A 14,251-nucleotide genomic window follows, 5' to 3' on the forward strand; every position below is an offset into this window, starting at 1 on the left:
ACGACGGAGGGCGGGTGGAGCGCGAGGCGGGACGCCGGGCGTCAGCGAGCGCCTCTGAGGCGTCCGGCGCCCGGCTGGCCAGGCGCGACGGGCGACGGCGAGCTGGGTTCGCTCGTCGAGCCCGGCGCAACGCAGCCAGGCGGGATGCCGGGCGTCTCAGAGGGCTTCGGCGAGCTTCGCCACGGCGAGATCGGCGTCGTCGCCGACGGGGACGAGCACCACGCTGGACGCGCCGGCGTCGTGGAGGTCGGCGATGCGGGCGCGGGCCTGGTCGGGCGTGCCGACGACGGCCAGCTGGTCGACCCAGGCGGCGGGGAGCCCGGCCGCGAACGCCTCGGCGTCGGGCGAGCGGTCGCGCAGCGCCCGCAGGTCGGAGGCGAACGGGAGCGGGTCGACGTGCGGCGCCCAGTCGGGCTCGCCCACCACGGCGAGCGCGGGACGGACGGCGTCGCGTGCAGCGTCGGCGTCGTGGTCGACGACCGCGAGGTTGTAGGCGACGAGGCGGTGCGGGCCGGTGGCGCCGATGGCGGCGCGTGCGGCGCGCAGGTACTCGGGCGTCACCGGCTCGGCGAGCACGGTGCCGTCGGCCACGCGCCCGGCCACCGCCAGCGAGCGGGGGCCGCGCACGCCGGCGAGCACGCGCGGCACGTGCGTCGGGGGCAGCTCGAGCGCGAACCCGTCGAGGCTGACGTGGTCGCCGGCGACGTCGGCCTTCTTGCCGTGCAGGATCGTGCGGACGGCCGCCAGGTGCTCCTCGAGCAGGCCGAGCGGGCTGGACGTCGACGCCCCCACCTGCGACATCCAGGCGGGCATGCCGTGGCCGATGCCCACGTCGACGCGGCCCGGGAACAGCTCGGCGAGCGTCGCGACCTCCATCGCGGCGAAGGCGGCGTTGCGGGCCGCCGCCGGGAGGATGCCCAGGCCGACGCGCAGCGTGGTGGTCGACGCGAGGACGGTGGCCGCCTGTGCGACGCCGCCGCGGAACCCGGCGTCCTCGACGACCCACAGCTCGTCGAAGCCGAGCGCCTCGACGCGTCGACCGAAGCCGACCAGCTGCTCCGCGGGGAGGTCGCGTGGCAGCACGACCCCCACCGACAGGTCCGGACCGTCCTCGGGCACGACCTCGCTCATGGCGAGGGATCGTACACATCCCGGGCGTGTCGCACCGGGAGGCCTCCCTGCGACGCAGGCCACCCTCGTCCGAGGTGCTGGCCACCCCCGCCCCCTCCTACGATGTGCCAGAGCACCGGTCGTCTGGACCACCACGCGCACACCGAGCGATGAGGAGCACGATGGAGGTCTGGCCCGGTACCCCGTACCCCCTGGGCGCGACGTACGACGGCGCCGGAACCAACTTCGCGTTGTTCTCCGAGGTGGCCGAGGGCGTCGAGCTGTGCCTGTTCGACGGCGACGGCACCGAGGAGCGCATCGCCCTGTCCGAGCGCGACGCGCTGGTGTGGCACGTCTACCTGCCGCGGGTGGGGCCCGGCCAGCGCTACGGCTACCGCGTCCACGGACGCTACGCGCCCGCCGAGGGCATCCGCTGCGACCCCAGCAAGCTGCTGATCGACCCCTACGCCAAGGCGCTCGACGGCGCGATCGACTGGGCGCCGGCGTGCTTCTCGTACGACTTCAAGGACCGCACCAAGCGCAACACCGAGGACTCCGCCGCGCACACCATGCGCTCGGTGGTCGTCAACCCGTTCTTCGACTGGCAGGACGACCGTCCGCCGCGCACGCCGTACCACGAGACGGTGGTCTACGAGGCCCACGTCAAGGGCATGACGATGACGCACCCGGGCGTGCCCGAGGAGATCCGCGGCACCTACGCGGCGATCGCGCACCCCGTCGTCATCGAGCACCTCCAGAGCCTCGGCGTCACCGCGATCGAGCTGATGCCGGTGCACCAGTTCGTCAACGACTCCACGCTGATGGAGAAGGGCCTGAGCAACTACTGGGGCTACAACACCATCGGCTTCTTCGCGCCCCACAACGTCTACAGCTCGTCGGGCCAGCGCGGCCAGCAGGTGCTGGAGTTCAAGGCGATGGTGCGCGAGCTGCACCGCGCGGACATCGAGGTCATCCTCGACGTGGTCTACAACCACACCGCCGAGGGCAACCACCTCGGCCCGACGCTCGGGTTCCGCGGCATCGACAACGCGTCGTACTACCGCCTCGTCGACGACGACTGCGCGCACTACTACGACACCACCGGCACCGGCAACACGCTGCTGATGCGCAACCCGCACGTGCTGCAGCTGATCATGGACTCGCTGCGCTACTGGGTCACCGAGATGCACGTCGACGGGTTCCGCTTCGACCTCGCCGCGAGCCTGGCCCGCCAGTTCCACGAGGTCGACCGCCTGAGCGCGTTCTTCGACCTCGTCCAGCAGGACCCGGTGGTCTCGCAGGTCAAGCTGATCGCCGAGCCGTGGGACGTCGGTCCCGGCGGCTACCAGGTGGGCAACTTCCCGCCCCGCTGGACCGAGTGGAACGGGCAGTACCGCGACACCGTCCGCGACTACTGGCGCGGCGAGCCCCGCTCGCTCGGCGAGTTCGCGGCCCGGCTGTCCGGGTCGAGCGACCTCTACGAGAGCGACGGACGCGCCCCGTACGCGTCGATCAACTTCGTCACCGCGCACGACGGCTTCACGCTGCACGACCTGGTGTCGTACAACGACAAGCACAACGACGCCAACGGCGAGGACGGCAACGACGGCGAGAGCCACAACCGCTCGTGGAACTGCGGTGCCGAGGGCGAGACCGACGACCCCGCCGTCCTGGAGCTCCGGGCGCGTCAGCAGCGCAACTTCTTCGCCACCCTGCTGCTCAGCCAGGGCGTGCCGATGATCCTGCACGGCGACGAGCTCGGCCGGACCCAGCGCGGCAACAACAACGTCTACTGCCAGGACAACGAGCTCTCCTGGATCGACTGGGCCGACACCGACACCGAGCTGCTCGCGTTCGTCCAGCGCCTGATGTCGCTGCGCGCCGGCCACCCGGTGTTCCAGCGGCGCCGCTTCTTCACCGGCGAGGAGGGCGACAACGGCGTGGCCGACATCGCCTGGCTCAACTCCTCCGGCGAGGTGATGAAGAGCGACGAGTGGTCCACCGACCGCGTGCAGGCGCTCGGGGTGTTCCTCGACGGCGAGGGCATCACCGAGCCTGGCCTGCGCGGCGAGGACATCACCGACGACTCCTTCCTGCTGCTCCTCAACCCCGGCCACGCCGACGTCGCCATGACGCTGCCCGACGGCCTGTTCGGAAAGGTCTGGCAACCCGTGCTCGACACCGCCGATCCCACCGTCGACGAGACCGCCGACACCGTCGCGGCGCTCACCGCGTGGACCGTCGTGGCCCGCTCGTTCGTGGTGCTCCGCCGTGGCTGACGTCCGGCCCCTGACGGGCACCTACCGGCTCCAGCTGCACGCCGACTTCGACCTCGCCGACGCCGCGGCGGTCGTCCCGTACCTGGCCGACCTCGGGGTGTCGCACCTGTACCTCTCCCCCGTGCTGCAGGCCGCGCCCGGCTCGATGCACGGCTACGACGTCGTCGACCACACCCGCGTCTCGGCCGACCTCGGCGGCGAGGAGGCGCTCGTCGCGCTGTCCGAGCGCGCCCACGAGCACGGGCTCGGCGTCGTCGTCGACGTCGTCCCCAACCACATGGCCCTGCCCGAGCCGCTGCACCTGAACGCGCCGCTCTGGCAGACGCTGATGCTGGGCCGCGAGTCGCCCACCGCGCACTGGTTCGACGTCGACTGGGATCTCTGCGACGGACGCATCGGCCTGCCCGTGCTGGGCGACCCGCTCGCCGAGACCCTCGAGGCCGGCCTGCTGAGCATCGACGAGCACGAGGGCGCGCCCGTCGTCCGCTACTACGACCAGGTCTTCCCCGTCGCGCCCGGCACCGGCGAGGGCAGCGTCGCCGAGGTGCTCGATCGCCAGCACTACCTGCTCGCCGGGTGGCGGCAGAAGGCCGACGTCCTGGGCTACCGGCGCTTCTTCGACGTCGACACGCTCGTCGCCGTCCGCGTCGAGCTCGACAATGTCTTCGACGAGACGCACGCGCTGCTCGTCGACCTGCACCGCCGCGGCGTCGTCGACGGCTTCCGCATCGACCACCCCGACGGCCTCGCCGACCCCGAGGGCTACTTCGCCCGTCTCGCCGAGGCCACCGACGGTGCCTGGGTCGTCGCCGAGAAGATCCTCGAGGGCGACGAGCCGCTGCCCGCCGACTGGGCCGTCGCCGGCACCACCGGCTACGACGCGACCAAGGTCGTCCAGACCGTGTTCTCGCCGCCCACCGGCGCCGAGATCGACGAGCTCTGGCGCGGCCTGGACGGCGCCGACCCCGACCTGCACGCCGTCGAGATCGAGTCCAAGGCGCTCGTCCTCGACGACCTCCTGCAGCCCGAGGTGCAGCGCCTGACGCGTCGCGCCGTCGCCGCGTCCGAGGCCGCCGGCACCCCGCTGGAGACCGCGAAGGTCGACGCCGCCCTGCGCGCGCTGCTCGTCCAGACCGAGGTCTACCGCGCCTACCTGCGCCTCGACGTGCCCGCCGACGACCTCGCCCGTGGACGGATCGCGCACCTGCGCGAGCTCGCGTCCGCCGCCGAGCCCGACCTCACCGACACCCTCGACGTGCTGTGCGACCTGCTGCTCGACAGCACGTCCACCGACCCCGACACCCGCGACCTCGTCGTCCGCTTCGGACAGGTGTGCGGACCCGCGATGGCCAAGGGCGTCGAGGACACCACGTTCTACCGCTGGCACCGGCTCGTGGCGCTCAACGAGGTGGGCGGCGACCCGCTGTCGCTGGACGACCCCGACCCGCGCGCCCTGCACACGTGGGCGTCGCGGCAGCTCGCCACGCACCCGCACGGCATGACCACGCTCTCCACCCACGACACCAAGCGCAGCGAGGACGCCCGCGCCCGGCTGCTCGCCGCGGCCGAGGACGTCGACGGCTGGCGGGCGATCTGGACGCCGGTGCGCGAGCAGGCGATCCGGCTCGGCGTCGACGAGCCCACCGCCTACTTCGTGCTGCAGACCGCGGTCGCGGTGTGGCCGGTCGGCACCGACCGGCTGGACGGCTACCTCGACAAGGCCGTCCGCGAGGCCAAGCAGCGCACCGCGTGGGTCGACGGCGACGAGGACTACGAGCGCCGCGTCCGCGAGCTCGGCGCCCTGGTCGCCGGCGACGACGGCATCGGCGCGACGATCGGCCACTGGGTGGGCGACCTCGCCGAGGGCGTCCGCGCCACCACCCTCGGCGCCAAGCTCCTGCAGCTGACCCTGCCCGGCGTCCCCGACGTCTACCAGGGCTGCGAGGCCGTCGAGCTCGCCCTCGTCGACCCCGACAACCGCCGACCGGTCGACTACGACCTGCGCCGCGAGCGGCTCGCCCGCCTCGACGGCGGGCAGGCCCCGTCCGACCTGGACGACGAGAAGACCTGGGTCACCGCCCAGGCGCTGCGGCTGCGACGCGACCGTCCGCGCTCGTTCGGGTCCGACGCCACCTACCGTGCGCTCGACACCGGCTCCACCCACGCGGTGGGCTTCGTGCGCGACGAGGCGGTGGCCGTCGTCGCCACCCGCTGGGCGTGGACGCTGCGTCGCGACGGCTGGGGCGAGTCGGCGCTCGAGCTGCCCGTGGGCCGCTGGGTCGACCTGCTCGGCGGCGCCACCTACGACGGCGGCTCGATCGCCTGCCAACGGCTGCTGGCCTCGCGGCCCGTCGCACTGCTCGTCCGGGAGGACACGTGAGGTTCGAGGTCTGGGCACCGCTGGCGCGGGAGTCGGTGGCGCTGCACGTCGCCGACGACGTCGTCGCGATGGAGCGTGCCGAGGACGGCTGGTGGTCGGTCGAGCACGACGCCACCACCGGCACCCGCTACGCGTTCGCGCTCGACGGCGGGGACGAGGTGTTCGACCCGCGCGCCCGTCGTCTGCCCGACGGCCCCGCCGGACGCGCGGAGGTCGTCGACCTCACGACGTACGACTGGCAGGACCACCAGTGGCGCGGCGTCCCGCTGCCCGGCTCGGTGGTCTACGAGATGCACGTCGGCACCTTCACCGACGCCGGCACCCTCGACGCCGCGATCGAGCGGCTCGACCACCTGGTCGCGCTCGGCGTCGACCTGGTCGAGGTGATGCCGATCGCGACCTTCCCCGGCCGTCACGGCTGGGGCTACGACGGCGTGGGCCTGTACGCGGTGCACGAGCCGTACGGCGGTCCCGAGGCGTTCTGCCGCTTCGTCGACGCGTGCCACGCCCGCGGGCTGGGCGTCGTGCTCGACGTGGTCTACAACCACCTCGGCCCGAGCGGCAACCGCCTGCACGAGCTGGGCCCGTACTTCACCGACGCCTACGGCACCCCGTGGGGCCAGGCGCTGAACCTCGACGGCGAGGACAGCGACGAGGTGCGCCGCTTCGTCATCGAGAACGCGCTGATGTGGCTCGACGACTTCCACGTCGACGGCCTGCGCCTCGACGCCGTCCACGCCCTGTTCGACCAGCGCGCGATCCCCATGCTCGAGGAGCTCGGTGCCCGGGTGGGCTCGCTGTCGGCGCGCCTCGGCCGTCCGCTGTCGCTGATCGCCGAGTCCGATCGCAACGACCCCCTCACCGTCACCCCCCGCGAGGGCGGCGGCATGGGGCTCGACGCGCAGTGGGCCGACGACGTCCACCACGCGCTGCACGTCGTCCTCACCGGCGAGACGCAGGGCTACTACGCCGACTTCGCCGAGCCGGGCGTGCTCACCAAGGTGCTGGAGTCGGTGTTCCTGCACGACGGCACGTACTCGACGTTCCGGCGCCGCACCCACGGCCGTCCGGTCGATCGCGCGCTCACGCCGGGCTCGCGCTTCGTCGCGTCGTTGCAGACCCACGACCAGGTGGGCAACCGCGCGACCGGCGACCGCATCTCGGCCACGCTGAGCCCGGGCCTGCTGGCCTGCGGCGCCGCGCTGCTGCTCACCGCCGCCACCACGCCGATGCTCTTCATGGGCGAGGAGTGGGGCGCGTCCACGCCCTGGCAGTACTTCACCGACCACACCGACCCCGAGATCGCCGAGGCCGTCCGCAAGGGCCGACGCGGCGAGTTCGCGTCGCACGGGTGGGACGCCGAGGACGTGCCCGACCCGCAGTCCGAGCAGACGGTGGTCGACTCGCGCCTGGACTGGGACGAGGTGTCCTCCGAGCCGCACGCCGCGGTGCTCGCCTTCTACACCGAGCTGATCGCGCTGCGTCGCCGCAGCGCCGACCTCGGCGACCCGAGCCTGGACCGCGTCGTCGTCGAGCACGACGAGGACGCGCGCACGGTCGTCGTCCACCGGGGCGACGCGGTCGTGGCCGTCAACCTCGGCTCCGCGCCGGCCACGCTCGCCGTCGGCGCGATCGAGGGGCGGGAGAACGAGGTGCGCGAGCGCGCCGTCGTCCTCGCCTGGGACGCCGACGGCACGGGCTGGGACGGCTCGTCGGTGACGCTGCCGCCGGAGTCGGCGGCGGTCCTCACGCCGGTCGACTGACCGATCGGTGGTCGTGGGCGGCGGTCGATACGGTCGGGGCATGACCGAGACCCCGCAGGACCCCACGCCCGACGAGCACGGCGTCCAGGACGCCCCGTCCGACGGTGCGCCCGTCGACGACGTGCAGGAGCCGGGCACCCCGGCGACCGGCCCGGGCACCGAGCCGCAGGAGCCCGCCGGCACGCAGACCCAGGACCCGGCCTGACCGTCAGGTCGCGCCACCCGTAGGAAGGAACGCCAGATGAGCGAGAACCAGTCCGAGGACCGCGGCGTCACCGAGGCCGACATCCAGCGCGCCATGGCCGTCGACTCCCTGCCCGAGACCACCGAGAACGCCGCCGAGGCGGGCGACTCGACGCAGGTGCAGATGACCGACGGGTCCCTGGTCCCCGAGGAGCAGCTGCGCTCGGCCGAGGACCTCGAGTCGGAGGACCCGCAGGAGTGAGCCCCGGCTTCACCCTCACCGCCGAGCCGCCCCGCACGCCCACCCTGGCGCGTCTGCTGGGGCGGCTCGGTCGCGTGGGGCTCGGCGGCGTGCTGGCCGACCTCGACCGTGACGCCGTGCCGTGCGAGGTGCCGGGCGAGGCGGCCGTCGAGGGGTTCACCTGGCAGGACGGCGACAACGACGACCCGCGCTGGTACCCGCAGGGCGTGACCGTCCCGGTGACCGACGACGACCGGTCCGTGCTCCTCGTCAGCTGGTACGCCCACCGCGACCGCTGGGGACGCACACCCGGGTCGCGCATCACCGTGGTCGACCGCACCGACGCCGCCCGTCCGCGCTACCGCCACGTGCTCCTCGTCGACACCGGCTCGAGGTTCGGACGGCTGCGCCTGCGGCGCGTGCCCGTCCACGCGGGCGGCATCAGCGTGCACGGCCGGATGCTGCACGTCGCCGACACCCACGCCGGCGTGCGCGTGTTCGACCTGGACGACGTCGTGCGCATCCCCCGCCGCACCGTCGACGCCCTGCTCCCCTGGGCCGGCGCCGGCACCCGCACGATCGGCCACCGCCTGCTCGGCGGGTTCACCGCGTACGGCTACACCTACGTGCTGCCGCAGACCGGCTCGTTCCGCGCCTCGCGTCCGTCGGGAGCGAGGTCGCTGCGCTACTCCTTCCTCACCGCCGGCCCCGTCGACGGCCAGGACCAGCTGGTGGTGGGCGAGTACGGCCGCAAGGGTCAGACGTCACGGCTCGTCCAGTACCCGTTCGACGCCTCCACGCACCTGCCGCGCACCGACGACGGCAGGTGCGAGCCGCTCGCCCTCCACGAGGACCAGCCGCCGCGGATGCAGGGCGTGGCGGTGGCCCAGGGACGCTGGTTCGTCACCGCGAGCGCCGGCGAGGGCAACCCCGGCGACCTGTGGGTCGGCGAGCCCGGCGCGTTCCACCGCCACCGCGGCGTCCTGCCCACCGGTCCCGAGGACCTCGACACCTCCCCCGACGGCACCCGCGTCTGGTGCGCCACCGAGTGGCCCGGCCGGCGCTGGGTGTTCTGCCTCGACCCGTCGGCGTGGGCGGGCACGCCGGGCTGATCGATTACCAGGAGACCCTGGTAATCGGACGCGGACCACGGAGAATCTGCCGTGGTTCGCGACCGCTCACCGTGGTTCGTCCGGCTCAGAGCCGCGCGAGCGCGAACGACGTCGCCTCGCCGTCGTAGCGGGCGAAGTAGCCGCTGTGCACGGGGACGTCGCTGTCGCCGGCCTGGCAGTAGCGGTCACCGGTGTCGCAGTACGACGCGATGCGGGTCGCGAACCCGGACAGGTCCCCGGACGGACGCACGAAGATCCCGTTCTTGGACGTGTGGGTGCCGCGCGTGAACGCCTCGGCCGCGCGGAACGACGGGTCGCCGTAGAACACCACGGCCTTGACGTTGCGGGCCGCGGCCGCGGACAGCTGGGTGCCGCGGGCGTCGAGCGCGTCGCCGAGGGCGTGGGCACCCTGCGACCAGCCCACGAGCACGGTGCGGGTGGACGGGCAGCGCTCGGCCAGTCCCTCCAGCACCTCGCGCGTCTCGGTGGAGCCGGCATTGACGCTCGCGATGTAGTTGAGGTTGGCCGGGTAGTCGAGCGCCTGCGTGCGGACGGTGGCCGCCGAGCCGTTCGCGATGCTGCCCGCGAGGCTCCCGATCCGTCCCGTTCCGGCCGCCTCCCCCGTGCCACGGGCGGCGAGGACGACGACGCTCGCGCAGTCGTCGGACGATGGCACGGCCGACGCCGGCGCGGCGAGCAGGGTGGTGGGGACGGCCGCGGCGACGGCGGCGAGGGCGAGGGCGAGGGTCTTCAGACCGGTGAGGTGGGTGCGCATGGCCGCTGGATACCCGCCCGCCGAACCGGACAAACCCACGCCACGGTGAACGGTGGCCGACCATCCGCCCCCGCGCCCGCCCCGCCCCGCCCCGCCGAGTGGCGCAAGTTCGGGGTGCTCGGCGCGTGTCGACCCCGACCTTGCGCCGCTCGGCACGGGTTTTGCGCCACTCGGCGTGCCTGTTGGGGTGGGCGGGCGGGAGGGAGGGGCGGTCAGACGGCGGCGCGGACGGCCGCGGCGAGGGCGACGACGTCGAGCGGGCGGGTGGTGTCGACCTCGACCACCGGGCAGAACCCCAACGGCTCGGACGGGCTCCCCCACAGCTCGGACTCCTCGCGCAGGTCGTCCAGGTGCCCGGGGTGACGACCGGCTGCCCGAGTCCGGTACCGCGCACGGACGACCTCGAGCGGCGCGACGCAGTGCACCTCCACCAACGGCCCGGGCAGTGCGCGGACGGCGGGCAGGGCGTCGTCGAGGAAGGTGCTGTCGAGCACGGCTCCCGGGCTCCGACGCGCGACGGCCAGCTGGGCCGCGACGGCCGCGCGTCCCAGGCGCTGCGACTCGGCCACCGTCACGGGTCGTCCGAGGACGTCGACGAGTGCCTCCTTGACCTCGTCCTTGGCGACCAGCGCCAGTCCGAGCTCGGTGGCGAGCGCCTCGGCCACCGCGCTCTTGCCCGATGCCGGCCAGCCGTGGACGAGCACGAACAGGTGCACGATCAGGCGGGCTCGCTCGAGATCACCGGCGGCACGAAGGTGCAGCTCGGCGCCTGCGCCGTCGACGGGTCGAGGGCGTTGCGCACGAGGCGGATCGCGATCGGGTCGTAGGCGATGCCGAGGTGGTCGGTCGCGTCGAGCGGGCACACGTCCTGAAGCAGCACGTTGTCGACGCGGTCGCCGTCGAGGAACGCGTTCGAGAACGGCGTGACGACCTCGTCGAACTTCGTCTGGATCACGGTGTAGTCGACGCCCGGCACCGTGTCGCCGCCGGCGTCCAGGGCCCGGTTGAACGCCGAGCCCTGGGTCTGCTGCACGCACGCCTCGCACGCCAGGCCCACCGCCCGTGCACCGCCGGGCAGCGCGACGATGCTCGTCAGCAGGCCGAAGACGGTCGTGCCGTGGTTCGACGGGCTGAGGCCGACGAGCCGTCCGACGTGCTCGGCTCCCCCGAGGTTCTTCAGGTAGTACCGCGGCATCATCCCGCCCTGCGAGTGCCCGACGACGTCGACCTTCTGCGCCCCGGTGGCCGCGAGCACCTCGTCGACGAACGTGTCCAGCTCGCGGGCCGACGCGGGGATGTCGGTGAGCCCGCGGAACGCCGTGCCCGCCTGGCCGCCGTAGTTCAGCGAGAACAGGCAGTAGCCGTCGGCCTTCAGCGCCGGCGCCAGCTCGGCCCAGTTGTCGTAGGCGTTCTCGAAGGTGCCGTGCACGAGCACGACCGGACGCGGGTGCGCGTCGGTCGGCCTGCAGGCGAAGTCGTTGGTGCCGGGCGCGGTGGCGCCGGGGTGGGCGAGGCTGTGCAGCAGCGCCGCCGGGAACGTGGTCCGCGCCGGCCCCTCGGGGCCTGGCGGCGTCTCGGCCGTGGCCGCCGGGGCGGTGACGAGCGCGCCGAGCAGCAGGGCGGCGGTGGAGGCGAGGACGGCGAGGCGACGCATGACGCTCGTACTACCCGTGCGTAACCCGCTCCAAACCAGCCGGGCCCCGGACGGGGTGGCAGGACCTGGCACCTCTGGCTGCGGCAGGTGAGCGTCAGGCGCGCCTGGTGCGCAGCCCGGACGCACGGACGATCGGGCGCTCGACGGCGGTGGCGACGGCGTCGGGCGTGCCGATCACCCGCACGTGCTTCTGCGCGCGAGTGACCGCCGTGTAGAGCAGCTCGCGGGTCAGCAGGGGCGAGTCGGGGGTGGGCAGCACGAGCGTCACCTGCTCGAACTGGCCGCCCTGGCTGCTGTGCACCGAGCTGGCGTGCACGGTGCGGACGTCGGACAGCCGGCTGGTGGGCACCAGGACGAACCCGCCGTCGCGGCGGAACGCCGACACCACCCGGCCCTCGTGCTCGACGACGACGCCGGTGTCGCCGTTGTACAGGCGCAGCTGGTAGTCGTTCGAGGTGACGATCAGCGGGCGGCCGACGTACCAGTAGCCGTCGCGCGCGTAGCCCGGCAGCGCCTCGGCGAGCCACTGCTCCACCTGGCCCGTCCAGTGCGAGACGCCCCACGGGCCGTCGCGGTGCGCGCACAGCAGGCGGTGCCGACCGAGCGCGGCCAGTGCCGTGGTGGCGTCGCCGACGCGCGCGGCGGCGAGGAGGTCGCGGTTGGCGCCGACGACGTCGCGGTGCAGGTCGTCGGTGGCCTCGGCCGACGCGGGGTCGAGCAGCTCCACCTCGTCGTCGCCGCGGTCGAGGGCCGCGAGGGCGCCGTCGACGTCGCCGAGCCGGATGGCCGTGGCGAGGTCGAGGATCGTTCCGGAGTGCCGGTGGACGGTGGACAGACGCACCACGCCGGACGAGATCGCGGTGGAGCGCTCGGCGTCGTCGAGGCCGGCGATGTCGGCGGCGACCAGGGCGTCGAGACCGGCCGGCGGAGCGGCGTCGGGCGGGGCTGGGCGCTGCACGAGGTCGCCCAGGACGGCGCCGGCGTCGACCGACGCGAGCTGGTCGGGGTCGCCGACAAGCACCAGGCGGGTACTGGGACGCAGTGCGTCGACGAGCCGCGACATCATCGTGAGCGCCACCATGGACGCCTCGTCGACCACGACGAGGTCGAACGGCAGCGGGTTGTCGTGGTCGTGCCGGAACCGGGTGCGCGCGCCCGGCCGCCACCCCAGCAGCCGGTGCAGGGTGGACGCGCTCAGCCCGGCGAGGTGGGCGGCGTCCTGCTCGGGCAGCTGCTCGGCCTGGTAGGCCACCGACTCCTGCAGCCGGGCGGCGGCGCTGGCGGTGGGCGCGGCGAGCGCGACCCGCAGCGGCACCTCGGCCTGGTCCTGCAGCAGCGCGACGAGCCGCGCGACGGTGGTGGTCTTGCCGGTGCCCGGGCCGCCGGCCAGCACGCTGACCCAGCGGTGCGCGGCCACCACCGCGGCGAGCCGCTGGCGGTCGGGGGCCTGCGTGTCGAACAGCCGGTCGCGGGCCTCGGCGAGCCGGGCGGCGTCGACCGCGGGCGGCTCGCGCAGGGCGGCGGAGTCGACGGCGTCGGCGATCACGTGCTCCTGGCGCCAGTACCGGTCGAGGTAGAGGGCGCCGCCGACGAGACGCAGCGGACGGTCGGCAGGGCCGTCGAGGCCGTCTGCCACCAGGACGCTGGCGCGCAGGGCGGCGAGCCACGCGTCGACGTCGGGCCACGGGAGGTCGTCGGTGGCGGTGCCGGACGCGGTGCCGTCGACCTCGTCGACCACCGTCACCTCCTGCGCCGTGGACAGCTCGAGGCACACCGACCCGTGGCGCACCGCCCGCACGGCGAGCGCGACGGCGAGCAGCACCGCCTCGTCGGTCTCGGGTCCGAGCCGTTCGAGACGCCGGGCGACGTGGACGTCGGCCGCTTCGAGCACGCCGGCGTCGTTGAAGGTGGCCAGGACGCCGGTGGCTCCGCGGGCGCGGTGGACGTGGTGCGGGTCGTCGAGCAGGCTCATGCGGCACCCCGGTCGAGCAGGTCGGACAGCGCGACGACGAGCGCCGCCGGCGGCTGCCACGAGAACACGCCGCACGGCACGCCGTCGACGAGCGGGGTGTCCGGGCCGCACATGCCGCGGACGAACAGGTAGAGCACGCCGCCGAGATGCACCGCGGGGTCGTAGCCGGGCTGGCGCCACCGCAGGAAGCGGTGCAGCGCCACGCAGTACAGCAGCGCCTGCAGCGGGTAGTGGGCGTCGCGCATGGCGCGGGCGGTGGCCTCGGGTCGGTAGTGCCACGACGTCAGCGGCTCGTCGCGGTTGCCGACCCAGTTGGTCTTGTAGTCGACGACGAGGTGGCGCGGGGTGCCGGCGTCGTCGCGCACCCGCAGCACGAGGTCGATGCTGCCGGTGAGGAAGCCGCGGAGCCGGCGCTCGAGCAGGACGGGCACCTCGAGGTCGTCGGCGTAGCCCGCCATCGGGTCGTCGGCGGGCAGGTGGCGGCGCAGCAGCTCGGCGATCTGGCCCACGGTCGCCTCGCCCGTGGGCACGTCGCCGCCGACCATCGGCATCTCGAAGCCGAGCTCGTCGAGCCGGTCGGCGCGGCCGACGTGGGCCAGGCTGAGGCCGGGTGCGAGCGGGCCGAGCGGCGTGGTGATCGGCGCGGCTAGCGACTCGCCGAGCGCCACGGAGCCGACGCCCGGGAACCGGTCGGCTCCCGCGGCGGCCGCCTCGGCGACGAGGTGGGCGGCGAGGTCGGGCGTGGTGAAGTCGGCGGTCTCGAAGACCTCGTGGACGAGCGT

11 protein-coding genes and 1 pseudogene are annotated in these 14,251 nt (G+C 74.0%); 6 read left to right on the plus strand and 6 right to left on the minus strand.

From position 1 onward, the window contains the following. Positions 1-156: 156 nt before the first annotated feature. On the minus strand, positions 157-1,131 hold the full coding sequence (locus ACI6PP_RS05090) for an LLM class flavin-dependent oxidoreductase (protein WP_421109670.1): 975 nt from the start codon (positions 1,129-1,131) through the stop codon (positions 157-159). A gap of 161 nt (positions 1,132-1,292) precedes the next feature. Here ACI6PP_RS05090 and glgX point away from each other — a divergent pair, with 161 nt between their 5' ends. From glgX to ACI6PP_RS05120, 6 genes are read left to right on the plus strand one after another with little or no spacing between them, the layout of a single operon-like run. After that, a complete protein-coding gene (gene glgX / locus ACI6PP_RS05095) occupies positions 1,293-3,389 on the plus strand; it encodes a glycogen debranching protein GlgX (RefSeq protein WP_421109671.1) in 2,097 nt (698 codons plus the stop codon). Further along, positions 3,382-5,769: a malto-oligosyltrehalose synthase gene (gene treY, locus ACI6PP_RS05100; RefSeq protein ID WP_421109672.1), complete on the plus strand. Its 2,388-nt coding sequence runs from the start codon at positions 3,382-3,384 to the stop codon at positions 5,767-5,769. The genes glgX and treY overlap by 8 nt, the downstream gene beginning before the upstream one ends. Then, on the plus strand, positions 5,766-7,532 hold the full coding sequence (treZ, locus tag ACI6PP_RS05105) for a malto-oligosyltrehalose trehalohydrolase (protein ID WP_421109674.1): 1,767 nt from the start codon (positions 5,766-5,768) through the stop codon (positions 7,530-7,532). The genes treY and treZ overlap by 4 nt, the downstream gene beginning before the upstream one ends. 40 nt (positions 7,533-7,572) lie before the next feature. Then, positions 7,573-7,737, plus strand: a complete 165-nt coding sequence (locus ACI6PP_RS05110; RefSeq protein WP_421109676.1) for a hypothetical protein — start codon at positions 7,573-7,575, stop codon at positions 7,735-7,737. Between the two features lie 36 nt (positions 7,738-7,773). After that, positions 7,774-7,977: a hypothetical protein gene (locus tag ACI6PP_RS05115; RefSeq protein ID WP_421109678.1), complete on the plus strand. Its 204-nt coding sequence runs from the start codon at positions 7,774-7,776 to the stop codon at positions 7,975-7,977. Further along, positions 7,974-9,068, plus strand: a complete 1,095-nt coding sequence (locus ACI6PP_RS05120) for a hypothetical protein (protein ID WP_421109679.1) — start codon at positions 7,974-7,976, stop codon at positions 9,066-9,068. The genes ACI6PP_RS05115 and ACI6PP_RS05120 overlap by 4 nt, the downstream gene beginning before the upstream one ends. Before the next feature lie 85 nt (positions 9,069-9,153). On the opposite strand, the gene ACI6PP_RS05125 is transcribed toward ACI6PP_RS05120, so the two are convergent. The 5 genes and pseudogenes from ACI6PP_RS05125 to ACI6PP_RS05145 form a co-directional block, all read right to left on the minus strand. Continuing rightward, on the minus strand, positions 9,154-9,843 hold the full coding sequence (locus tag ACI6PP_RS05125; protein ID WP_421109681.1) for a cutinase family protein: 690 nt from the start codon (positions 9,841-9,843) through the stop codon (positions 9,154-9,156). Between the two features lie 212 nt (positions 9,844-10,055). Beyond that, positions 10,056-10,559: a P-loop nucleotide/nucleoside kinase family protein gene (locus tag ACI6PP_RS05130; RefSeq protein ID WP_421109683.1), complete on the minus strand. Its 504-nt coding sequence runs from the start codon at positions 10,557-10,559 to the stop codon at positions 10,056-10,058. A 2-nt stretch (positions 10,560-10,561) separates the two neighbouring features. Beyond that, the gene (locus ACI6PP_RS05135; protein WP_421109685.1) at positions 10,562-11,497 is read right to left on the minus strand and encodes an esterase/lipase family protein; all 936 of its coding nucleotides are present in this window, start codon (positions 11,495-11,497) and stop codon (positions 10,562-10,564) included. Positions 11,498-11,591: 94 nt separating this feature from the next. Then, positions 11,592-13,469 (minus strand): exodeoxyribonuclease V subunit alpha, encoded by a 1,878-nt coding sequence (gene recD / locus ACI6PP_RS05140; protein WP_421109686.1) that lies wholly within the window; start codon positions 13,467-13,469, stop codon positions 11,592-11,594. Beyond that, a pseudogene (locus ACI6PP_RS05145) lies at positions 13,466-14,251 on the minus strand (exodeoxyribonuclease V subunit beta); the annotation flags it as partial. The gene recD and the pseudogene ACI6PP_RS05145, both read right to left, overlap by 4 nt.

Source organism: Solicola agrisoli (assembly GCF_049059935.1).
Taxonomy (GTDB): Bacteria; Actinomycetota; Actinomycetes; order Propionibacteriales; family Nocardioidaceae; genus JAURVT01.